This window comes from Maricaulis sp. (assembly GCF_017643475.1).
GTDB lineage: Bacteria > Pseudomonadota > Alphaproteobacteria > Caulobacterales > Maricaulaceae > Maricaulis.
The window spans coordinates 653,537-675,010 of sequence record NZ_JAEPNI010000002.1 but is presented as its reverse complement, the minus strand read 5'-3'; the positions used below and the strand labels follow the sequence as shown (position 1 = coordinate 675,010).

19 protein-coding genes are annotated in these 21,474 nt (G+C 61.7%); 11 read left to right on the top strand and 8 right to left on the bottom strand.

Annotated elements, in window-relative coordinates; all coding sequences use genetic code 11:
- Window positions 1–40: 40 nt before the first annotated feature.
- A complete protein-coding gene (locus JJ889_RS10640) occupies window positions 41–508 on the bottom strand; it encodes a peptidase S1 (protein WP_291894891.1) in 468 nt (155 codons plus the stop codon).
- Between the two features lie 139 nt (window positions 509–647).
- Here JJ889_RS10640 and thiE point away from each other — a divergent pair, with 139 nt between their 5' ends.
- The 4 genes from thiE (at window position 648) to JJ889_RS10620 (ending at window position 3,961) form a co-directional block, all read left to right on the top strand.
- The gene (thiE, locus tag JJ889_RS10635) at window positions 648–1,274 is read left to right on the top strand and encodes a thiamine phosphate synthase (protein ID WP_291894889.1); all 627 of its coding nucleotides are present in this window, start codon (window positions 648–650) and stop codon (window positions 1,272–1,274) included.
- A gap of 63 nt (window positions 1,275–1,337) precedes the next feature.
- Window positions 1,338–2,492, top strand: coding sequence for a tetratricopeptide repeat protein (locus tag JJ889_RS10630; protein WP_291894888.1), 1,155 nt, complete (start codon window positions 1,338–1,340; stop codon window positions 2,490–2,492).
- 104 nt (window positions 2,493–2,596) lie between these two features.
- A complete protein-coding gene (efp, locus tag JJ889_RS10625) occupies window positions 2,597–3,163 on the top strand; it encodes an elongation factor P (protein ID WP_291894886.1) in 567 nt (188 codons plus the stop codon).
- Window positions 3,164–3,166: 3 nt separating this feature from the next.
- Window positions 3,167–3,961, top strand: coding sequence for an inositol monophosphatase family protein (locus JJ889_RS10620; protein WP_291894885.1), 795 nt, complete (start codon window positions 3,167–3,169; stop codon window positions 3,959–3,961).
- A 176-nt stretch (window positions 3,962–4,137) separates the two neighbouring features.
- Here the strand turns inward: JJ889_RS10620 and JJ889_RS10615 are convergent, their stop codons facing one another.
- A complete protein-coding gene (locus JJ889_RS10615) occupies window positions 4,138–4,758 on the bottom strand; it encodes a class GN sortase (RefSeq protein WP_291894884.1) in 621 nt (206 codons plus the stop codon).
- Entirely contained in the window at window positions 4,752–6,974 is a 2,223-nt protein-coding gene (locus JJ889_RS10610) for a marine proteobacterial sortase target protein (protein WP_291894882.1), read from the bottom strand. The genes JJ889_RS10615 and JJ889_RS10610 overlap by 7 nt, the downstream gene beginning before the upstream one ends.
- A gap of 215 nt (window positions 6,975–7,189) precedes the next feature.
- On the opposite strand from JJ889_RS10610, the gene JJ889_RS10605 reads away from it, so the two are divergent.
- Genes JJ889_RS10605 through JJ889_RS10595 form a run of 3 tightly spaced genes read left to right on the top strand, consistent with a single transcriptional unit; the run spans window position 7,190 to window position 10,754 of the window.
- Complete coding sequence (locus JJ889_RS10605) at window positions 7,190–7,579, top strand: BlaI/MecI/CopY family transcriptional regulator (protein ID WP_291894879.1); 390 nt, start codon at window positions 7,190–7,192, stop codon at window positions 7,577–7,579.
- Window positions 7,576–9,213, top strand: a complete 1,638-nt coding sequence (locus JJ889_RS10600; protein ID WP_291894877.1) for an ankyrin repeat domain-containing protein — start codon at window positions 7,576–7,578, stop codon at window positions 9,211–9,213. The genes JJ889_RS10605 and JJ889_RS10600 overlap by 4 nt, the downstream gene beginning before the upstream one ends.
- A 26-nt stretch (window positions 9,214–9,239) precedes the next feature.
- On the top strand, window positions 9,240–10,754 hold the full coding sequence (locus tag JJ889_RS10595; RefSeq protein ID WP_291894875.1) for a serine hydrolase: 1,515 nt from the start codon (window positions 9,240–9,242) through the stop codon (window positions 10,752–10,754).
- 35 nt (window positions 10,755–10,789) lie between these two features.
- On the opposite strand, the gene JJ889_RS10590 is transcribed toward JJ889_RS10595, so the two are convergent.
- Complete coding sequence (locus JJ889_RS10590; RefSeq protein WP_291894873.1) at window positions 10,790–11,359, bottom strand: carboxymuconolactone decarboxylase family protein; 570 nt, start codon at window positions 11,357–11,359, stop codon at window positions 10,790–10,792.
- 183 nt (window positions 11,360–11,542) lie between these two features.
- On the opposite strand from JJ889_RS10590, the gene JJ889_RS10585 reads away from it, so the two are divergent.
- The 3 genes from JJ889_RS10585 (at window position 11,543) to JJ889_RS10575 (ending at window position 15,106) form a co-directional block, all read left to right on the top strand.
- Window positions 11,543–12,748, top strand: a complete 1,206-nt coding sequence (locus tag JJ889_RS10585) for a pyridoxal phosphate-dependent aminotransferase (protein WP_291894871.1) — start codon at window positions 11,543–11,545, stop codon at window positions 12,746–12,748.
- A gap of 112 nt (window positions 12,749–12,860) precedes the next feature.
- Window positions 12,861–13,328, top strand: coding sequence for a DNA starvation/stationary phase protection protein (locus tag JJ889_RS10580; protein ID WP_291894869.1), 468 nt, complete (start codon window positions 12,861–12,863; stop codon window positions 13,326–13,328).
- 392 nt (window positions 13,329–13,720) lie between these two features.
- On the top strand, window positions 13,721–15,106 hold the full coding sequence (locus JJ889_RS10575; protein WP_291894867.1) for a methyl-accepting chemotaxis protein: 1,386 nt from the start codon (window positions 13,721–13,723) through the stop codon (window positions 15,104–15,106).
- Here the strand turns inward: JJ889_RS10575 and JJ889_RS10570 are convergent.
- The 3 genes from JJ889_RS10570 to JJ889_RS10560 form a co-directional block, all read right to left on the bottom strand.
- On the bottom strand, window positions 15,103–15,996 hold the full coding sequence (locus JJ889_RS10570; protein WP_291894865.1) for a LysR family transcriptional regulator: 894 nt from the start codon (window positions 15,994–15,996) through the stop codon (window positions 15,103–15,105). The two genes, JJ889_RS10575 and JJ889_RS10570, sit on opposite strands and share 4 nt — an antisense overlap.
- A 120-nt stretch (window positions 15,997–16,116) precedes the next feature.
- Window positions 16,117–17,103 carry an aldo/keto reductase gene (locus tag JJ889_RS10565; protein WP_291894862.1) on the bottom strand — a complete coding sequence of 329 codons (987 nt, stop codon included), beginning with the start codon at window positions 17,101–17,103 and terminating at the stop codon, window positions 16,117–16,119.
- Between the two features lie 641 nt (window positions 17,104–17,744).
- Window positions 17,745–19,259: a UbiD family decarboxylase gene (locus tag JJ889_RS10560; protein ID WP_291894859.1), complete on the bottom strand. Its 1,515-nt coding sequence runs from the start codon at window positions 19,257–19,259 to the stop codon at window positions 17,745–17,747.
- A 401-nt stretch (window positions 19,260–19,660) separates the two neighbouring features.
- Between JJ889_RS10560 and JJ889_RS10555 the strand changes: the two genes are divergently transcribed.
- Window positions 19,661–20,101: a BLUF domain-containing protein gene (locus JJ889_RS10555; protein ID WP_291894858.1), complete on the top strand. Its 441-nt coding sequence runs from the start codon at window positions 19,661–19,663 to the stop codon at window positions 20,099–20,101.
- Here JJ889_RS10555 and JJ889_RS10550 read toward each other — a convergent pair whose 3' ends face one another.
- Entirely contained in the window at window positions 20,102–21,466 is a 1,365-nt protein-coding gene (locus tag JJ889_RS10550) for a serine hydrolase (protein WP_291894855.1), read from the bottom strand. It abuts the gene before it with no gap.
- Between the last annotated feature and the right edge of the window lie 8 nt (window positions 21,467–21,474).

Genomic DNA, 21,474 nt, shown 5'->3' with positions numbered 1-21,474 from the left:
GCCCGTCGGGGCCCCGTTTCGCGTTCAAAGCATGGCGTGATTAGCGGCCGAGCTCGGAGATCGTCAGCGTGGAGTTCGCGAGATCGGAGCCGGATCCGTAGGTGCCGATCCAGATATCATACTGGCCTTGCTGCGGATTGTTGAAAGTGACGCTCGGATTGAGGCCGTCGCCACTGTCATCATCGCAATACCACTGGCCGTCCGGCGCGTTGATCACGATCGTTGTGTCGGTGTTCGACTGTGCGCCAATCGTCAGCGGCAGGCTGCCCGGGTTGAAGTTCAGGCGGAAGTCCGGCGCGTTGGCGATCATGCCGCGGCAACGGTCAAAAACCTGGGTAGCATCGATCGTGCCGCCAGCCGTGATGGCCACGGTGTACGGATCCGGTGTGAAACCGCCGTTCAGCGATACAGAGCCGAAGGTCGGGTTGAGCGACCAGTCCTGGGCAACGGCGATACCGGCGGTAGAAGCAGCAACAAGAGCTGCAGCAGCAATAGTTTTAAACGACATGTCTGTCCCCTTGGGTTGTGAAATGGCGCCAGGCTGCGCCCCTCTCATTCATGACTATGAACGTGCTTGCATGACCTCAATATGAACGCCTGGCGCAAATAGGCTGGAAACCCTCGGCAAAATCGGTCAAAAGCCGCTCATGACGTGCCAACTTTACCTCATTACGCCCCCCCGCCTATCCCCTGAATTGGTGAGTGCGCTGAAAGATGCGCTCGCGGGCGGTGAAGTCGCTGCTGTGCAGATCCGGCTCAAGGAGCATAGCCGCGAGGAGATCCGCGCGGGTGCGCCCGAATTGATCAGGATCATCCAGGACGCCGGCGCGGCCGCCATCCTCAATGATGACCCCGAGCTTGCGCACGAGCTGGGCTGCGATGGTGTGCATATCGGCCAGGATGACGGCCGGGTGAAGGATGCACGCGCGATCATGGGCAAGGAGCGTTCGGTCGGTGTTACCTGTCATGACAGCAAACACCTGGCGATGATCGCGGGTGAGGCGGGAGCCGACTATGTCGCCTTTGGTGCCTTTTATCCGACGACAACGAAACAGGCGCCTACCCAGGCCGAGCCGGACGTGTTGCGCTGGTGGGTGGAGTTGTTCGAGCTTCCCTGTGTCGCCATTGGCGGCATCACAGTCGATAATGCGGCGCCGCTGATCGAGGCCGGGGCGGATTTCCTCGCCGTGTCGTCTGGTGTCTGGGATCATCCGGACGGACCGGGTGCGGCAGTGACGGCTTTCAACTCTGTGATCAACGGCGAGGCTGACTAACTTTTCCGTCACGCCACAGCTGTGGCCTTGACGTTGCCGCATTGCGGCGGCTGAGTGCCCGGCATGAAGATTTTGCTGACCCCGCTTGTTCTCGGTCTTTGTGTTTCCGGCCTCGCTATCGCGCAGGACCCGCCGGAAAACGGGCCGGCTTTCGTTTTCCCGGAAGAGCTCTCCCTGGTTCCCGAGGATGTGCAGCGAGCGGCTGAGGAGGCGTCCAGCGCTGAAGACGCGGCCATCCCGATGGGTATGACGGCGGCGGAAGAGGCGCTTTATCGCGCGCAGATTGCCTGGATTGACGAAGACTGGGTGTCTGCCCGCCAATACGCGGAAACAGCGGCGGCTGGCGGTGATGTGACGGCGGCGGTCATGTCGGGTCTTATCGCCCGAGACGGTCGTGCAACGGGCGAACCGGATTATGCGCTGGCGGCCAGCTGGTTCTCACGCGCGGCCGAACAGGATCATCCACTGGCGCTTTACGAGATGGGCCGTCTGGCCCGCCGGGAAGTGCCGGGGGTTACCGATCCGCGCAGCTGGTTTGAACGTGCCGCCCGCGTGGGCCACGTTCCGGGCATGGTGGCCTATGCGCTGGAGCTGCGGGAATCGCCCATCCCACAGGAGCGGGTCCGGTCGCGCGAATGGGCCGAACGAGCAGCCCAGCAGGGGTTTGCAGAGGCCATGTACCAGTTTGCGCAATTGCTCGATCTGGGGATTGGCGGTGAACAGGACCTGGCCAGCGCACGAACCTGGTATGAAAGCGCGGCCGCGGAGCGTCATGCCGAGGCTGCATTGCAGGCCGGAGTAATGTGGGTTGAAGGTGTTGGCGGTCCGGCCGACGCCGAGCGAGGCTGGGCGTATATTCGTCAGGCGGCTGAGTCCGGTTACGCCCCGGCCCAGGGCCAGTTTGGCCTGTTGATGTTGCAGGGCCGCGGCGGCGAGGCCGATCCCGACATGGCCCGCTACTGGTTCGAACAGGGCGCCATGGGTGGAGATGGCGAAAGCCGTTTCCTGCTGGCGTATGTATTGGCGCGCGAGGCGGTGGATAATCGCGATGTGAACCTGCTGGGCCAGGCCTATCGCTGGTCCTTGCTGGCGCATGAGGATTTCACCGGCCAGCCGGTGGACGAGACCCGCCGGGCGGGGCTTCAGGGCGCGATCGAAGGCGATCTGCCGCCGGACCTGCGCGAACAGATCCGTTACGAGATCAATTCGCTTCGCTAACCCAACCGACCTGCAAACTTGCTGTTTTGCGTGCTCGCTGATAGGAGAGCGCGACTTTCGCGGCTGTTTGCGCCGCATGTATGCATTCCCCGATAGGTGACGCGATGAAGATCAACGGCAATGAGATCAAACCCGGCAACGTGATCATGCACCAGGATACGCTGTGGGTGGCCGTCAAGGCCGAAGCCGTAAAGCCGGGCAAGGGCGGTGCCTTTGCCCAGGTGGAGCTGAAGAACCTGCTCGATGGCCGCAAGCTCAACGAACGTTTCCGCGCCGCGGACAAGGTCGAGCGCGTTCGCCTTGAGCAGAAGGATCACACCTTCCTGTTCGACAGTGGCGAAACCCTGACCTTCATGGATGCCGAGACCTATGAGCAGATCGAGCTCAACAAGGATTTTGTCGGTGAGGATCGCGCGCGCTACCTGCAGGATGGCATGACCATCGTCGTGGAATTCCACGAAGAACGTCCGATCGGTCTGTCCCTGCCGCAGCACGTCACCCTCGAAATCACCGAGACCGAGCCGGTCATCAAGGGCCAGACGGCAGCCAACTCCTTCAAGCCGGCTATTCTGGAAAACGGTGTCCGCACCGCGGTTCCGCCGTTTATCGGCCAGGGCGAGCGCATTGTCGTCGCCACCGAAGACGGTTCATACGTAAAGCGGGCGGACTAGGTCTTGGGCACACTTTCACCACTTCTCACCCTGATGACGGACGTTGCCGGTCGTGCCGGGCGTGCGCTGAACCGCGATTTTCGTGATGTCGAGCATCTGCAGGTCTCCAAGAAGGGACCCTCGGACTTTGTCTCCATTGCGGACAAGAAGGCCGAGTCCATCATTTATGACCGTCTCAACGAGGCGCGTCCGGGATATGGCTTCCTCATGGAAGAAGGCGGTGTTGTTGAAGGCACTGACAAGTCCCACCGCTGGATCGTTGATCCGCTGGACGGCACGCTGAACTTCCTGCACGGCATGCCGCACTTTGCCGTTTCCATCGCGCTGGAGCGTGAGGGCGAGCTGGTTGCGGGTGTTGTCTACAACCCGGCCACCGACGAGATGTTCCACGCCGAGAAGGGCCGTGGTGCCTGGCTGGCGGACCGTCGCCTGCGTGTTGCCAATCGCAAGCATTTCGACGAGAGCGTCGTAGCGACCGGGATGCCGTTCGCCGGCAAGAAGGGCCATGCGCAATTCCTCAAGGAACTGCACCAGGTCATGCCGCACGCCGCCGGTGTTCGTCGCATGGGCTCTGCCGCACTGGATCTCGCCTGGGTCGCAGCAGGTCGTTACGACAGTTTCTGGGAACGCAATCTAAATTCCTGGGACATCGCTGCCGGTATCGTGCTGGTGAAAGAGGCGGGTGGTTTTGTCGCCGAGATCGACGACAAGCCTGACCTGCTCGAAACCGGTTCGATCGTGGCCGGCAATGAAGTCATGCTGGCAGCGCTGAAGGGCAAGCTGGACGCGGCGCGTTAAGCATCCTCCCCGCTTGAACTTGTCATCCCCGCCCCGTGCCTTCGCAGGGACAAACGACTGCCCCGCGAAAGCGGGCGCAGAGTGGGGACCCATGATTGTGACCTGTGGGTCCCGGATCTTCGCCTGGCTCAGGGCTCGGCATGCGTCCGGGATGACAACGCCTGCGCAGGAAGAGGTCAAACCTCCAGCGTCTCCACCATTTTCGCCCACACCACGTACCGTTCCGGCCCGGGTGTGACTGCGCCGAAGGGCCAGCAGGTGACCAGTGCCAGCCTGGCCGGGCCGCCTTCCGGCTGAATGCCCGAGCGGTCCGCGTGCACCACTTCCGTGTGAGTGATGCGGAAGAGAACCCGCTCACCGTCCACCCGTTCCAGCACCACTTCATCCCCGATCTCCACATCCCGCAGGAAAGCGAAATGCGTGTCGCGATGTGCAGCGATTACACTCGTGCCGGCAGCGCCCGGGGGCGGCGTCGCGGCGAGATGTGAGGGGCCGAAGGCCAGGGCTTCACCGCCGGCTTCAGCCAGTACGATGGCGTGTTGTCCCAGTGACGGGACGGAGAGCCGCGCCACGGGCCAGGTATCGGCCCAGGGCCATGGTGTCGGCGCGGTCTCTCCTTCCTGGGCACGGGTCCAGGCTCTTGCGAGCAGGACCTGTGCGATTTCTGCCTTGGCCGAGATCCAGACTCCCTGACCAACAAGGGTGGCGCCGCTGAGGACGAGCGCGATGGCCGCGAGTGGAACCAGCGCTCGCCTCAGACCTGGGCGCGCCCCATTCTGTTTCGAGCGCGTTACCACAGCCGGCGCTCCTGGTGCGTCAGCAGCCAGATCAGACCCAGCAACATCATCAGGGCGCCCAGCCAGGTCAGCAGCTCACGCGGCGTCGCGGTAGCGGGCAGCGGCAGGCCGTTTTCATCCAGCCGGGTCTGGCTGGGGTCGAGACCTGGTCGCAGCTGGTCGATTAGCGCGGTGTCCAGGCTGGCGTGTTGGACGGGCAGGGCCTGGTCATCCATCACGGCCTCGAAATCCCAGCCGTCCGGGATCATGTTTGGTGTCTGACGCGCGACAAGCGTCTCGTCGCTGGGTCGCGCTGGCGTGGCGTCGATCGCCACCAGGCTGGTCAGGCGGGAGACAAGATGGAAGTCGAGCGCGGTCTGCAGAACACCGGCATCGACCTGCTCCATGTTCGCGCCCTGGAAACGGGTTTCCTCGATACCGCGAATGCGGTTGCGACCAAACAGGGTGGCGATGCCGCTGGACTGGGTGGCGTCCGACAGGGAGAGCTGTTCGCGCCAGGTTTCACCTGCCGTCTGGCCTTCCAGGATCATCACGCCCTGCGGATTGTTCAGCCGGGCCGTCATCACCACAGGCTCGCCGTAATAGAGGTCCGGCAGCGGGGCAGGCCAGATCTCGCTGATGGCGTCCTGCGGGAAGATGGCGTCCAGATTGGTCATCACCGGGCGTTCCAGAGCCGTGAACAGGTTTTCCATCTCCTCGGCCACGTCAGACACCTGACCGATATGGGTGAAGGTGCCGCGGCCCAGGCGCGCGGCGCGGCTCATGAAGTAGGTGTTGGGGGCAGAACCGATCCCAACCGGGAAGAGGCGGGACCGTCCCATGCCGCGATGGATAGCTTCAAACAACTGGGCCTCATTACCGATGGCGCCATCGGTCAGGAAGACGATCTGGCGTACCCGGGAGGTGTCGTCAGCATTGCCGTCACGCAGCGCTGCGACCAGTGCCGGCAACATTTCCGTGCCGCCCTCGGCATCCAGGCCACGGGCAAATTCCAGTGCGGTCCCGACATTCTCCCAATTGGCAGGCACGGCCTGCGGGAAGACCTGTTCCATCGTGTTGTCAAAACGGATGACATTGAAATTGTCGGTGGGATGCAGGCGTTCCAGGGCAAAGATCAGCGCTTCCCGGGCCTGCTGCATCGAGGTGCCGGCCATGGAACCGGAATTGTCGATGACGAAGATTGTTTCGCGCGGGCGACGTGGGATGTCCGCACTCAGCTCGGCCGGCGGCAGGATCTGGGCGAGCATATAGGTCTGGCCGTTCCACTCCTCGGTGAAGAGCGCAGCGCTGGGACGCGTGCGGTCTGCGGGCTGCCAGGTCAGCACGAAATCCCGGTCGGCCGGAATGGGTCCATTGGCCAACTCGATGGAGGCCTCGCCCGGGGCGGTGTGACGAACCAGGGTGGCGTGGAAGCGGCCGGCGATCTGGCCCAGTTCGAAACCGGCATCCAGATGAGCGCGGATGGTTACCGGCAGACGCAGACCTTCTTCCGGTTCGCCCTCAGGCAGCATCAGAGGCGGGGTAATCCGGTCTGCGTCAGGTACGGTCGAGTTCTGCATCGAGCCTGTGGACGCGAGCAGGTATCCGACATCCTGCGGGATGTAGCGTGGGGTGATCGCCAGCGGCACTCGGACTTCGAACTGACCGTCGTCCAGGCGGGCAATGTCCTGGTATTCGATCTGCACGATGATGGTCTCGCCCGGCCCGATATTGGCCACGGACGTGGTGAACATGTTGGGGCGTTCCTGTTCGACCAGGCTGGCGCGCTGCCCGGCCTCGCGAGCGCGCTCATAGATCTGGCGGGCCTGCTGGCGCTCATGGATCTCGCCTTCGATGAAACGGTCGCCGATCTGCATGCGCAGCCGGTCCACACCACTGTCTTCCGGCATGGGGAAAACATAGGTGCCCTCAACCCAGGCCTCGGAGGGATTTTCGAAACGCTGCGTGACAATGGCGCGAACGACCGGTCCGGAAATGTCCAGTTCGATATCGGTGGCGATCATGGGGGCGGGGACATAGACGCCGTGATCCATGGTTTTCAGGAGGAGGGCGCCCTCATTGATCTCGCTCAGGCGAACCATGCCATCTGGCGTTTGCGGCCCCTCGTCGGCCCAGGCATCAGACCAGAGCAGCAGGCTGGCGGCAAAGGTGGCTATGGCGATGACGAGGCCGAACCAGGCCTGGCCGCCGGCGGCGTTGCGTGCGTGTGAAGTCATCGACTTCCTCCCCAATCTCAGCGAGCCAAGATGACAACCCGCTTCCCTTCCGCTACGGAAAATGCTCCGGGATCAAGGATGGGAGAGGGCACGTTTGCGGCGATTGCAGGAAGAATTGGGGCAAATCGGGGGCGTTCGGGATTCCCTACTAAAAATTTAGTTGAATGGATTTTACGCTCGTTTATCCCTAGGCTCAGTTACTAAGGAATTCGTAGATGGCGCGTCCGACATCCCCCCAACTGACCGAGGCCGAGCAGCGCATCATGGACCAGCTCTGGACCATGAAGGAGGCGAGTGTTCGCCAGCTTACCGAAGCGCTCGAGCCGACATACGGCCTCGCCTACACCACGGTGCTGACCACAGTCCGGATCATGGCGGACAAGGGATATGTCGATTTCCGCAAGGATGGCCGCGCCCACATCTTCCGCCCGAAACTCTCCCGCGAAGGCGCCCAGCGCAAGGCGATCGGAACAGTGATGCAATCCCTGTTTGGTGGTTCGCCGCGGGAGCTGGCCCAGCATCTTGTCGCCGAGGAACAGCTGACCCTGGATGATATCGAGGCGCTGCGGGCCGAGCTGATCGCCAAACACGGAGACAAGTCATGAACCCGGCTTTGTTCGATGCGGGCCTTGTGGCGCTGATTGCTTCCTGCCTCCTGTTGGTCGCATTGTGGGCATTTGACCGGTTTGCGCCAAGCGGCATGATGCGGGAACGTCATGATCTGACGCTGGCTGCGCTTCTGGTGGTGCCGCTGGTCTTTGCCCTGGCCCTGCAACCAAGGCCCGCCGTGCAGGAAGTGGACTTCCTGCCGACCGGAGTGAACGAAGCCATCACGGTGGCCGACGCCGCGCCCGGACCAAAACCTGAGGCCGGTTCGACCCCGAATCCGCTGACCCGGACTGTCGGTGACCTGATCCCCGTGCAATTGCCCTGGGCCTCGCTGTCCTTTGTGGCGTGGATGACCGGCAGCGCCTTGATGTTGCTGCGCCTGTGCCTGGACCTGGGGGCGCTGTCGCTGCTGCGTCATCGCAGTAAACGCACGGCCCTGCCGTGCGGTTTGTACCTGTCTCGCCCGGTCGAGATCCGTCGGTCCGACCGCGTGCCGTCGCCATTGATGGCGGGCTATCTGCGCCCGGCGATATATCTGCCTGCAGACTTCAAACTGGACGGGTCTGCGCGCCCGATCCTGGAACATGAGATCGCCCATCTAACGCGGGGTGATGCCTGGACCGTGCTGGGTCTGCGCTTCATCACCGCTGTGTTCTGCTGGGTGGTGCCGCTTTATGCACTCCAGCGGATGTTGAGCCGAAGCCGTGAAGCGCTGTGCGATGAGGTCGCCGCCCGTGTCACCGGTGAACCGATCCAGCTTGCCCATGCCCTTCTGGACACCGCCCAGCGTCAGCTGGCGCACCCCTCGCTTGCCCTCGCTGCCGGCTCCAGCCGCACCGCGCTGGCCAGTCGTGTTCATCACCTTTCCTCCATTGATCTGAAAACCCAAAGGACCCCCGTCATGCGTATCGCCCTTATCCTGCCTGCCGTCGCCGCTGTCGCTTTCATTGCCACGCCCAAGGTTGGCGCTGCTGTCGGAAGCGAGCGCTGGGAAGTGTCCTATGATGTTGAAGACGTTTCGCCGCTTTTCCACGCCGCAGCCCGTGGCCGGATCAGCGAGGTCCGTGCCATGCTCGAGGCTGGCGCTGATCCGAACGAGGTGTCCATTGGTGATGGCGCGCCGCTGTTTGCTGCCATCCGAGCCGGACGTCGCGATGTTTTCGACCTGTTGATGCAGTACGGAGCCGATCCGAACCTGCCCGTCAGCGGTGATGGTTCGCCGATGATTGCGGCAGCCCGCAATGGCCAGCTGGAAATGCTGCAGCTGATGCTTTCCAGCGGTGCCTCCCTGGATGCGGGTGTCGAGGGGGACGGCAATCCGCTGATCGCCGCCGTCCAGGCGGGTGACCGCAACATGGTTGAATTCCTGCTGGAGGCGGGCGCCGAGGTTGATGCCTATGTCTGGGGTGACGAGACGCCGATGGTTGCCGCTGCCCAGAAAGGCGATGTGCGCATGGCGGAACTGCTGGTCGAGGCCGGTGCCGACATCTCCCTGACTGTGCGCTCGCCCAACCGTCAAGGACAGGAAGAATACCGCTCGCCGGTGAGCGAAGCGCGCCGCATGGGACATGGCGACATGGAAGACTGGTTGACGCGCCGGGGGGCGCAACATCAGCCGCCTGCTGAGTAGGCTGATAGACTAGAGGGACTTCTACAATGAACACGATCACTGCGCGGGCATGCCTGTCCGCGCTGGCGGGAGCGGCTTGCCTGCTCTCACCGGCAACCTGGGCCCAGAGCCCGTCCGACTTCACCTCGCAATTGCGCCCCCGTTTCCATGTGGGCGAGGGTGGAACCCGCTACAGCCTGGCCGAGCGTATGCAGCACTACAATGTGCCCGGCGTCGCGGTGGCCGTCCTGGCAGATGGCGAGGTCGTTTATGCGCAGGGTTTCGGTGTGCTGCAGACGGGCGGCAGCGAGCCCGTGGACGAACACACGGTCTTCTCGGCCGGCTCTGTCAGCAAGATCGCGACCTCGGCCCTGACCCTGCGCCTGCATGATGCCGGTCTTCTGGACATCAATGCGCCCGTGTCGGGCCAGCTGAGGAGCTGGGAACTGCCACAGAGCGCGTTCGACAACCAGGCAGTGACCCTGCGTACCATTCTCTCGCACACGGCGGGTTTCAATATCCACGGTTTCCCGGATTTCCAGCCGGGCGAGGAGTTGCCGAGCGTCTATCAGACGCTGAACGGGGAGCCACCAGCGCGCCACGGAGCCCTGGAACTGACCTTTGAGCCGGGCTCGACCTATCGCTATTCCGGGGGTGGTTTTACCCTGGCCCAGCTGATTATTACGGATCAGACGGGCACTGCGTTTGAAAGTGCGGCCGAGACACACCTGTTTGAACCGCTTGGCATGAGCCGGTCCAGCTTTGCCAATCCGCTTCCTGCCTCGCATGGCAATATCGCCCGTGCGCATGACCGTGACGGCCAGCCGGCAGCACTACCGCGCGGCTATGAGACCATGCCGGAAATGGCGGCGTCAGGCCTGTGGGTCAGCGCCAGCGATATGGGGCTCCTGGTCGAGGCCCTGATCGATGCGTATCGCGGCGACGGTGAGTATCTGGAACACGCCACGGCGGTCGACATGATGTCGCGCGTCGCGCGGACCCAGCATGGGCTCGGGCCCCGGATCGAACATGCAGGCGACCAGTACTTCTTCCACCATGCCGGCGCGAACAACTCCTATCAGAGCTGGGTGGAGGGGCATCTGGCGACGGGTGACGGGCTGGTCGTGCTGACCAATGGGGCCCGGGGCAATGGCCTGCACATGGAGATCCGCAATGCGGTCGCTGATACGATGGGCTGGCAGATCAATTCAGCCATCCGATATCCGCAGATCGATGTGCCTGTTGAGATGCTGGAGGCGATGACCGGTCGTTATGTCGTCGATGACCGCGTGCCGCTGGATCACCGCCAGCAGATGGTCAGCGGGATTTTCGCCATGGAGCTGGAAGTGGCGCTGGTTGATGGTCAACTCTTTGCCGGTGCGGCCGGCGGAGACATCAATATTCCGCTTGTGCCGGTATCCCCAACTCGCTTTGTGATCGATGGGCTGGGCATGCGTGAGGGTGTTGCGGAGCTGGAATTCCACCGCGATGCGACACGCGAGGTGAATTCGATGAGTTTTCACATCGCCAATGCGAGCTCGCATTATTGGCGAAACGAGTAAGGAAAAGGGGGAGGGTGCTGCCTCCCCCGATTATCCTATTCGGCCGCGACGGGTTCGCGCGGTGTCCAGTCGAATTGCTGGAAACGTTCATCCACCGGCGTGTCCGCGAAATGGTTCACATAGTTCGACAAAACCTTGTGCGAGAGACCCAGAACGACATCGAGAAGATTGGCCCGGGTATAACCCGCTGCCAGAAAGACCTCGACCTCGGCCTTCTCGACAACACCCCGATTGCGCAGGCTTGACAGGGTGAACTGGCGCAAGGCTTCGAGTTTGGCGTCGGGTAGTTCGCGGTTTTCGCGCAGCGCGCTGATCACGTCTTCCGGAACATTTTGCATATGGGCGATGCCGGTATGGGCCGGTACGCAGTAGTGGCAATTGTGCTCCACATTGATGGTCAGCCATACCACATTCTGCTCGACAGCGTTCAGGCTGGATCGAGAAAACAGTCCTCCGATTGTTTGGTAAGCCTCCAGCGTCGCCGGTGATTCAGCCATCACAGCATGAAGGTTGGGGATGAAGCCAAATCCGTTGAGAGAGTTCTCAAGAAAGGGCTGCGACCCTTCCGGGGCGCTTTCGGGTGTGTGCAGCGTGAAGTCAGTCATCGGGAGGATGTCCTGTTTTTGTGCGGCGCCCCGTGGGGCGTTGGCGGACAGGTCGGGATGGTCTTGCAATTTTGCAAGGGTGGTTCGTTCCAGTGATTGTGAAACATCGCCCGTGCAGGGATTGCCTTCATGCCGACACGGAGTACGGTCGCAATCCCAGTCTTCCAGTTCAGGAACACCATCATGACTTTCAAACCGTCCGAAGCGCTTTCGCGTGTGAAACCCTCTGCGACCCTGGCTGTCACGCAGAAGGCGCGTGATCTCCGTGCCAAGGGCGTTGATGTCATCGGTCTGGGTGCCGGTGAGCCGGATTTCGATACGCCGGAGCACATCAAGGATGCGGCGATCGAGGCGATCCGTCGGGGCGAAACGAAATACACGGCTGTTGATGGCATTCCGGAACTGAAAGATGCCATCATCAAGAAGTTCCGACGCGATAATGAGCTGGATTATACCGCAGCACAGATCCATGTCGCGCCGGGCGGTAAGCCGGTCATCTATAATGCCTTTGCTGCGACGCTGAACGAGGGTGACGAGGTCATCATCCCGGCGCCCTACTGGGTCACCTATCCCGAGGTCGTGCGCCTGCAGGCCGGCACGCCAGTCGAGGTGAAGACGAAAATCGAGAATGGCTACAAGATCACGCCGGCCGAACTCGATGCCGCGATCACGCCGCGCACCAAATGGCTGATCCTCAACTCGCCCTCCAATCCGACCGGCATGGGCTATACCGCGGGCGAGCTCAAAGCACTTGCCGAGGTTCTGCTCAAACATCCGCATGTCTGGATCATGACCGACGATATGTATGAGCACATCATCTATGAGGGATATGAATTCGCCACCATCGCCGAGGTCGAGCCGCGTCTTTACGACCGTACGCTGACGATGAACGGGGTCTCCAAGGCCTATTCCATGACCGGCTGGCGCATCGGTTACGCGGCCGGTCCGGAGGCGCTGATCGCCGGCATGCGCAAGGTGATCTCCCAGACCACGTCCAATCCGTGTTCCATCAGCCAGTGGGCGGCCGTTGCTGCGCTGAACGGCGATCACAGCTTCCTCAAACCGCGCAATGACGCCTTCCTGCGTCGCCGCAATCTGGTGCTCGCGGCGGTGGAAGAGGCGGACGGGCTTGTCGCGCCGACACCGGAAGGCGCGTTTTATGTCTTCGCTGATTGTGCCGGCACGATCGGCAAGACCACGCCTGCAGGTCAGGAGATTCGCAATGACACGGATTTCTGCGCGGCTCTGCTGGACGCCGAGGCGGTTGCGGTTGTTCCCGGCATTGCCTTTGGGCTGGAGCCGGGTTTCCGTATCTCTTACGCCACGGACGATGAAAGCCTGGTCGAAGCCGGCAAGCGGATCCAGCGCTTCTGTGCTTCGCTGAGCTGATATTGGAATATTTGATTGCTCGATTAGTTATTACTAATTGGATCTATTGAACGCGTTCCGCCATAACTCTCTTCAACGCAGCAAGCGCTGCATTTGAAACAGGGAGAGCGAAATGAGCTTCAATATGGGTCTGAGCGAGAACCAGCGTCAGGAAATGGCGAAGGCTGTCACCGCAGTGCTGGCGGACACCTATGCGCTCTATTTCAAGACGCATGTCTATCACTGGAATGTCACCGGACCGCGGTTTCACGACCTGCATGCGCTGTTCGAACTGCAGTATAACGAGATGTGGACTGCGACGGACGAAATCGCCGAGCGGATCCGAGCGCTGGGCGTTGCGGCACCCAACTCCTATGGCGCCATGAATGAGGCTGCCAGTCTCGACGCTGACGCCGGTGCCAGCAGTGCCGATGAAATGGTCGCCGACCTGCTCAAGGGCCATGAAGTTGTCGTCGCCACCATCCGCAAGGCGCTGGAACTGGCGGGCGAGCACGGCGATGAAGCCACGGCGGACGTGCTCACCCCGCGCCTGACCGCTCACGAAAAAACCGCCTGGATGTTGCGCTCGACGCTGGGTTAGTTTTCCACATCTAATTCAGAGCAAAAAAGAACCCGGCCAGAGCGGCCGGGTTTTGTTCGTGAGTTAGGCAAAGAAAAAGGCGCCGGTCCAAAAAGGGGAGGAGAAAGGACCGGCGCCAGAAACAGCATACCGATTAAGGGGAGGAGTTCGGTATGCGTCAACTTGGTGAGGCTGCGGGCTCGCCGCTGCGTCTGTGAGGAGATATATGCCCCATGCTGCGTCGCGGCAGAAGACATGATGTCGCAGACTTGCTATGCATAAATGCGGCATCAAGTTCTAAATCCCATGCGCGTGTAGCTGGTTTGATTATATCCCAAAACGGGAACTCTTACCCTTTCTTAACCGTCAGATTGCGATGAGAACGCCTGGGGTAGAGGAATACGGATATTCAGATGATGCTGCTCAAACGCGCGTCCCGGCCAGCGATGACCGAATCCGCCGAGGTGGTCACCGTTCAGCCGGACTGGATTGACGAGCTGGCGATTGTACTTGACCGGATTGCCCAGGGGGAAAAGCCGGCACTTCCTGATTTGCCGGACGCGCTCGCGGGGGCTTTGGCGCGTCTCTATGGATCAATGGAATCGCGTGACCAGGTAACGCTGGAGCGCTCGGTTGGTTTCTCCATGCATGCCAGTGACGCCATGGCCTCTGTGTCGCGTGCCACGGGGGATATTCGAGATGTGGACCAGCAGGCCCAGTCAATGTCCTCCGCTATCGAGGAGCTGAATGCGTCGATCCAGCAGATCTCCAGCTTCACCGGTACCGCTGCTGACAATCTGTCTGATTGTGTGCAAGCGACGTCCCATGGCCTGGAACAGGTCTCCAATTCCGCCGAACAGATGGAATCCATCGAGACGGCCTATGGCAGCATTGTCGGCCGGGTCGAACAGCTCGAAGCGGCGTCTGCCCAGATCACCAATATTGTCGATACGATCTCCGCGATTGCTGGCCAGACGAATCTGCTGGCGCTGAACGCCACCATCGAGGCGGCCCGAGCCGGCGAGGCGGGGCGTGGCTTCTCGGTTGTTGCCGAGGAGGTGAAAGCGCTGTCTGGCCAGACGGAGAAGGCGACCGGGGATATCCGGGAACGCATCGACAATCTGCAAAGCGAGGTCACCGGCATTATTGATGCTGTTCATGGTTCCATGACCGCGATCCAGGATGGCAAGTCTGCCAGTGATGATGCGGCTGCGAGCGTTCGTTCCGGCGTTGATTTGGTGCAAAGCTCGTCCAATCTGGTTTCCGAGATCGCCCGTCTTATGAGTGAGCAGACCGGAGCGGCCCAGGAGCTGTCGCGTGGTGTCTCAGGCGTCGCGACCGCCTCCCGCAGGGCAACCGAACGTGCCGAAGCCGTGATCGAGGCCGTGGCTGCGTCCGAGAAAATCGTCAATGAGAGTTTCGCTGATCTGGAACAGCGTGATGTGCGGGACTATGTCCTCCATCGCGCCAAGTCGGATCACTTCCTGTGGAAGAAGAACCTCTCGGAGAAGTTTGTCGGCCGCAATACGATCCGGGCCTGCGACCTGGCCGATCATCATGAATGTCGTCTCGGCAAATGGTATGACGCTGTCCAGGATCCGGCCTTTGTCGGCGACCCGCTTTTCCAGCGACTGATCGAGCCGCACGCCGAATTCCACCGCCAGGGCAAGCTGGCGGCCGAGTTGCATGAACAGGGTGATCGCGAGGCTGCCGAAGAGGCTGCCGAAGCGATGGAAGCCGCATCAGCCGATGTGATCGGCCTGCTTGAGGCGTTGATCGAGAAACGCCGCCTGGTCTAGGCGTCCCAGCGACGGGCTTGTTCGATCAGGAAGTCGCGGAAGGACGCGATGCGGCGGGAGCCGCGTAGCTCGCTCGGATAGACAAAGAAGATCTCGAAATCGGGTCCGTCGATCTGCGGCAGGACGCGTTTGAGATTCGGATTTTCCCGCGCCACATAGTCCGGCAGAGCAGCAATGCCCATGCCGGATTGCACCGTCTTGGCCACGCCATAGATCGTATTGACCTCGATCACGGCGGGACGCGGATTTTCGTTTTCGTCCCGGCCCAGGCGTGCCGCCCAGTCCAGTCCCGGGATCGGTGCCATCTGCGGCGGGCCGTACTGGATGATGGAATGTTCGTCCAGATCGTCCGGCGTTTTCGGCTCGCCACGCTGGGCGAGGTATTCCGGACTGGCATAGAGGTGTTGGCTGGCGCTCATCAGCTTGCGCTGGACCAGGTCATTCTGGGTCGAGGGCCAGGGGCGGATGCCGACTTCGGCCTCAAGCCCGGCCAGATCCAGCTCATGGTCATCCAGCATCAGGCGGATGTGGATATTGGGAAACTCGTCGTGAAACTCGCTCAGGCGCGGGGCCAGCCACATGGCGCCCAGAGCCGTCGGAGCGGTGACCTTGAGCTCACCGGAGGGTTCGTCGCGTGTGTCGTGAACCTTCGCTTCCGCAATCGCCACCTGGGCAGCAATGTCGTGAGCCGCTTCGTAAAGCACATTTCCCGGCTCTGTCGGGATCAGCCCGCGGGCATGGCGGTGAAACAGGGTCACGCCCAGATCGTCTTCCAGTGCCGCGATCTGGCGGCTGACAGCGGACTGGGACAGACCCAGCATCTCCGCCGCCTTGGTCAGCGAACCCGCCTGTGCGGCGGCGTGAAAGGTTTTCAGCTTGTCCCAATCCATGGGCGCGGTCTCCAGCCACGACTCAAGATGAGACCGCACCATAAACTATTCAGTACAAAGCGCGAGCTGGGCGGCCGCCCCGGACTGTAAAAGTCCGAAGCGGCCATCCGTGACTACGGGTTACCCGTCGATCGAGGCCATGCCCTGTTCGTTGTATCGCGCTCCCTGGACCTTGTCGGCGAGCGCATTGAGGGACGCCATCCGGTCCTCGTTCAACTCGACATCTGCTGCGCCCAGATTGACCTGGAGATTGGCCAGCTTGGTCGTGCCCGGAATCGTGAGGATGTTCTCACCGCGATTGAGCACCCAGCGCAGGGCGATCTGGGCGGCCTCCACCTTGAGACTTTCGGCGATTGCCTTGATCTCTTCCACCAGGGCGAGATTGGCTTCAAACGCCCCGTCGGCAAAACGCGGCTGGTAGGCTGCAGAGCGGAAATCAGCCGGTCGGTTCTCGGCGGTGAAACGACCGGTCAGCATGCCACGGCCCAGCGGGGAATAGGCGACCAGTGACCCGCCGGTCTCTTCCAGCACGGGAAACTGCTCGGCTTCAATGTCGCGCGAGAAGATGGAGTATTCCGACTGCAGGGCTGCAATCGGGTGGACGGCATTGGCGCGTTTGAGTGTCTCGGCAGAGGCTTCCGACAGGCCGATCGCGCGGACCTTGCCTTCCTCGACCAGCTTGGCCATCGCCCCGACCGTTTCCTCGATCGGGCGGCTCTGATCCATGCGGTGCATGTAATACAGGTCGATATAGTCCGTCTTGAGCAGGCTCAGCGACTCTTCAACGGCGCGGCGGGCATTGGCCTCCGAGCCGTCAATGCCAACAAACTCGCCTGTCGACTTGTCGCGCAAGGGTCCGAACTTGGTGGCGATCACCACCTTGTCGCGCCGTCCCGCAAAGGCTTCGCCCAAGAGGGCTTCATTGGCGCCCATGCCGTACATTTCCGCGGTGTCGAAATGGTTCACGCCCAGATCGATCGCCTTGTGCAACAGGCCGATGGCCTCACTCTTCTCCGTGGCCGGCCCATAGAACTCCGACAGGCCCATACAGCCCAGTCCGATGGAGTTCACAAAAATTCCCGTATGTCCGATTTCGCGTGTGATCATGTTCAAATCCCCTGCGTCAGGATGGTTTCCAATGCGCTGCTGTGAGCGCTCACTCGCATATTGTGAGTATGTGCTCACATTGCAAGAGGGTGGGTGAATTTTTTTACGCGGAACCGGGGGAGGGTAGCAGAGATAGGGGGTGGGGCGGGGGAAATTGGGAGAGGTGTCCCGAAGCGGGGGAGGGGCAAGCACCAAAACCCCCACGATCTCGCGATCTGGAGTGAGAGGCATGCGGGAGACCGGTGAAACCGGAATTTAGTCTAGAGCAGGGGTTAAAGGCCTCCCGCACACGGGTTTGCTGTCTGCCATGCCAGAATTAACCCTTAAGGGTCGGCAGACGCTTCCCGTACATCCACGCCCGAAAAGACTGAGCTCTCGCCTCCCACGACATGGATCACCGGAGAGTATGCCCGAGGTTTGAGCGCTGTGGATATCTTCCCCGCTCGCGGGGAAGTGGGCTCGCCGAAGCCTACGGCGAAGGCGAGGTCGAAGGGGGCGCGAACGCGAGTGAGCCCTAATCCTCCGCGCTGCGCCCTCCGGCCCCTCCGTCCTTCTTCGCCAAGGCTACGAAGGACACCTCTCCGAGGGGGAGGATAAGGCCCGTTGTTGCACGACCTGCGCGAGGCCCGCCTTCGGTGCACTTATGGAAGCGTGATCCCCAACGCCCCCCAGATCTCATCAACTCGCGCCTTGGTCGTGTCATCCATGTCCAGCTTCTCACCCCATTCGCGCTGGGTCTCGTTGCCGATCTTGTTGGTGGCGTCCAGGCCGATCTTGGAGCCGAGGCCGGAGACCGGGGAGGCGAAGTCGAGATAGTCGATGGGGGTGTTTTCGACCGTGACGATGTCGCGGGCGGGGTCCATGCGGGTCGAGACGGCCCACATCACGTCTTTCCAGTCGCGCGCATTGATGTCCTCGTCCACGACGATGATCCACTTGGTGTACATGAACTGGCGCAGGAAGGACCAGGCACCCATCATCACGCGCTTGGCGTGACCGGCATAGGCCTTCTTCATCGAGATGACGGCGATGCGGTAGGAACAGCCTTCCGGCGGCAGCCAGAAATCCAGGATCTCCGGGAATTGCTGTTGCAGGAGCGGGATGAAGACCTCGTTCAGAGCCTCGCCGAGTATGGCCGGCTCGTCCGGCGGCCGGCCGGTATAGGTGGTCAGATAGATGGGGTCCTTGCGCATGGTAATGGCACTGACCTTGAAGACCGGGAAATGCTCCACCGAATTGTAATAGCCGGTGTGATCGCCATAGGGGCCTTCCGGGCCATACTCGTCGAGCATGACATGGCCTTCCAGCACGATCTCCGCCTCGGCAGGGACTTTCAGCGGCACCGTCTTGCAATCGACCAGCTCGGCCTTCTTGCCGCGAAGAATGCCGGCGAACTGGTATTCCGACAGTGTGTCCGGGACCGGCGTGACCGCCGCCAGGATCGTACCCGGGTCAGCACCCAGCACGACGGCTGCCGGGAGCGGGTCAGGCTTCTTGTCTTTCCAGCGCTGATAGTGCTGGGCACCACCGCGGTGTTTCAGCCAGCGCATCAGCGTCTTGTCCTTGCCCAGCTTCTGCATGCGGTAGATGCCGAGATTATAGTCGTCCTGGCGATCGCCCTTCACATTGGGTCCCTGGGTGACCACCAGCGGCCAGGTGATCAGCGGGGCAGGCTCACCCGGCCAGCAGGTCTGGATGGGCAGGCGGTCGAGATCAATCTCATCGCCGGTCAGCACCACGTCCTGGCAGGGCGCCCGCGACACATTTTTCGGGCGCATGGACATGACCGTCTTGGCCAGTGGCAGCATCTCCATCGCGTCCTTCACACCGCGCGGCGGTTCCGGCTGCCGCAGGAAGGCCAGCAGTTCGCCCACTTCGCGCAATTCCTCGCCCGTGGTCCGGCTTTCACCGCCCAGCGTGACGGCCTGGGCGACGCGTTTGACCGTACCGAACAGGTTGACGAGACAGGGCATCTCGCTCTTTTCGCCCTTCTCGTTGATGACGTTCTCAAACAGCAGCGCCGGACCGCCTGCATGCAGGGTGCGCTTGTGGATCTCGGTCATCTCCTTGTCGGTGGAGACCGGGTGGGAGATGCGCAAGAGGTCGCCTTCGGCTTCCAGCATGTCGATGAATTCGCGCAGGGATTTATACGCCATGGGGGCTCCGCTTTCGTATGGGCGGAACCTAGGATGATCGGCCTGCTGCGCCAAGTCCGGTGCGGCAAGGTGTGGCAGTCCGGGATGAGGCGTGCGGCGCCGTAAATCTGTCCGGGCGTCTCGGCGAGAACCTCTCGATGAATGGCTGCGCGGCCTGTTCCACCCCGTGTTGTTCTGACGCGTCCGCAGTCTCATATCATATGAGCCGGGATAGCATGGTCATGCCTGCCCGGGCGGGTGCCCTGTGCTGGCAGGTAATCGCCGCTTTTGAATTCAATTTGAGATAAATTTTCCAGGTATTTAAGGCAAATTCATCGCGAATTGTTGAGCCGCTGTTCAATCCTGGCGCCTAGTAGTTTGCCCATCGACACGAACACTCGATCAGGAAACGGGACGGCAGCATGATTTTTCGCGCAGTGATGATGTCACGCGCCAAGGTCGCCTTGGGTTTTGGGGCCCTCAATGGCGAGCTGGGGCGTATCATTTCATGTAGCTTGATGTCATGCGTGGATCTGCGGCTAACAGGCGCGCTGATCTGGGATTCTGGCTACTTCATGCAAGTGCTCGAGGGGGATCCCGATCACCTTCGCGACTTCATGGAGACGGTGGCCCGGGACGGCCGCCATCAGGACTACCGTCAGCTGGAATTCGTGCAGGCCATGCGGCGCGAATACCAGACGTGGGGCGTGGGGGGGGCGCGAACCGGATCCAAGCCCGCTGCCCTGATCAAGAAGGCAAAGACCATCGTCCCGACTGCAGATGAGGTGCGGACCCATGTCCGTCACCTCATCTCATCCGGGGTGGTTGCCGAAACCCCGCCGCTGGTGACAGCGGCGGCGTGACTACTCGGCAGGCGCCCGTTCTGCGGGGCGCAGGGCCGCAGCGATGCTGCGGGCCAGATCATATGACCCCGAGCTGACGTAATTGGTGGCGCCGAAACGCACAACGATCAGCTCTTGCTCCGGCATGATGAAGGCCAGCTGGGACTGGAAACCGTGCATCGTATAGGTGCCGGAAGGCAGATTATTGCTTGCTGGCGGGTTCCAGAAGCCCAGACCATAAGGGTCGGCTGAACCCGGCGTGGCGTCGGTTGCCAGGTCCGGCCAGTTGGCCGGGATCAGGCGCTCGCCATCCACCAGACCGCCGTCCAGATAAAGTTGTGCCAGCCGTGCCCAGTCATGCGCAGTCGCATACATGTAGGAGGAGCCGATCAGCGTGCCAGACGCATCCGGTTCCATCACGGCCGTGTGCATGCCCAGCGGTTCAAACAGACGTTCGCGCATGGCAATGACCTGGTCTTCCAGCGTTCCGCCCATCTGGTCTTGCAGGGCGCGGGTGGCCAGAACGGTATTGCCGCTCATGTACTCCCAGTGCTCGCCCGGCGCGTGCAGGCGTTCACGTGTCGCTGCAAAAGCGGCCATGTCACGCTGGGTGAACAGCATTTGCGAGTTCGGATCCGTACCGTCATTGCCTTCGCGAATGGCCAGACCGGCATTCATCCGCAACAGGTTTTCCAGTGTGATGTCCTGGCGATCTTCCAGTCCTTCAAAACTGGCGGGGACATGATCCAGCGTGATGTCACCATCCTGGACCAGCACGCCGGCCAGGGTAGCGGTGGCGCTTTTGGTCATCGACCAGCCCAGGAAACGCGTGTTGCGGTTGGCTTGCGGAGCATAACGCTCGGCGACCAGGCGTCCCTGGTGCAGGACTGCGACACCGAGCGTGTGCCGCATCGCCGGTGCGCTGTCGGCAAAGGCCTGGTCCAGCGCGGCATTGATGGCCTCGACGTCGAAATTCGCGTCGCGATGGGCTGAATCGAGCTCCAGTGGTGTGAAGTCCTGGTCGAAGGGAATAGCGAGGTCCCGGTCGAACTGGCGCCCACCCCGATCCAGCGTACAGCCCAGGCCTTCGCGATAAATCGCGTGCTGGCGCCAGAACAGGCCGAACACGCTGGCCTTCACGCTCTGGCGATCATGGTTCACCGAGACGCTGAGCAGGTCGGCCGCATCGCCCAGCAGCGGGTCGATATAGGCCTGGCGGGCGAAGTCCTCGTCGAGACGGGAGACAAAGACCATCGAGCAGAGCTGTTTGGCCGTGATGCCGGTACCCGAGGGCAGGTATATACGCCCGACCGTGGACAGGTTCAGATAGGCAATGGCGCCCAGGAACACAGCGGCGACAACGCAGCCGACAATACGCAGGATCATGATTTTCC

Coding starts and splice junctions, on each gene's coding strand:
- JJ889_RS10570 (WP_291894865.1), bottom strand. CDS start 15,996: ATGGATTGGGACAAGCTGAAAACCTTTCACGCCGCCGCACAGGCGGGT.
- JJ889_RS10590 (WP_291894873.1), bottom strand. CDS start 11,359: ATGACTGACTTCACGCTGCACACACCCGAAAGCGCCCCGGAAGGGTCG.
- JJ889_RS10605 (WP_291894879.1), top strand. CDS start 7,190: ATGGCGCGTCCGACATCCCCCCAACTGACCGAGGCCGAGCAGCGCATC.
- JJ889_RS10580 (WP_291894869.1), top strand. CDS start 12,861: ATGAGCTTCAATATGGGTCTGAGCGAGAACCAGCGTCAGGAAATGGCG.
- JJ889_RS10555 (WP_291894858.1), top strand. CDS start 19,661: ATGATTTTTCGCGCAGTGATGATGTCACGCGCCAAGGTCGCCTTGGGT.
- JJ889_RS10610 (WP_291894882.1), bottom strand. CDS start 6,974: ATGACTTCACACGCACGCAACGCCGCCGGCGGCCAGGCCTGGTTCGGC.
- JJ889_RS10565 (WP_291894862.1), bottom strand. CDS start 17,103: ATGATCACACGCGAAATCGGACATACGGGAATTTTTGTGAACTCCATC.
- JJ889_RS10575 (WP_291894867.1), top strand. CDS start 13,721: ATGATGCTGCTCAAACGCGCGTCCCGGCCAGCGATGACCGAATCCGCC.
- JJ889_RS10585 (WP_291894871.1), top strand. CDS start 11,543: ATGACTTTCAAACCGTCCGAAGCGCTTTCGCGTGTGAAACCCTCTGCG.
- JJ889_RS10640 (WP_291894891.1), bottom strand. CDS start 508: ATGTCGTTTAAAACTATTGCTGCTGCAGCTCTTGTTGCTGCTTCTACC.
- thiE (WP_291894889.1), top strand. CDS start 648: ATGACGTGCCAACTTTACCTCATTACGCCCCCCCGCCTATCCCCTGAA.
- JJ889_RS10600 (WP_291894877.1), top strand. CDS start 7,576: ATGAACCCGGCTTTGTTCGATGCGGGCCTTGTGGCGCTGATTGCTTCC.
- JJ889_RS10550 (WP_291894855.1), bottom strand. CDS start 21,466: ATGATCCTGCGTATTGTCGGCTGCGTTGTCGCCGCTGTGTTCCTGGGC.
- efp (WP_291894886.1), top strand. CDS start 2,597: ATGAAGATCAACGGCAATGAGATCAAACCCGGCAACGTGATCATGCAC.
- JJ889_RS10595 (WP_291894875.1), top strand. CDS start 9,240: ATGAACACGATCACTGCGCGGGCATGCCTGTCCGCGCTGGCGGGAGCG.
- JJ889_RS10630 (WP_291894888.1), top strand. CDS start 1,338: ATGAAGATTTTGCTGACCCCGCTTGTTCTCGGTCTTTGTGTTTCCGGC.
- JJ889_RS10560 (WP_291894859.1), bottom strand. CDS start 19,259: ATGGCGTATAAATCCCTGCGCGAATTCATCGACATGCTGGAAGCCGAA.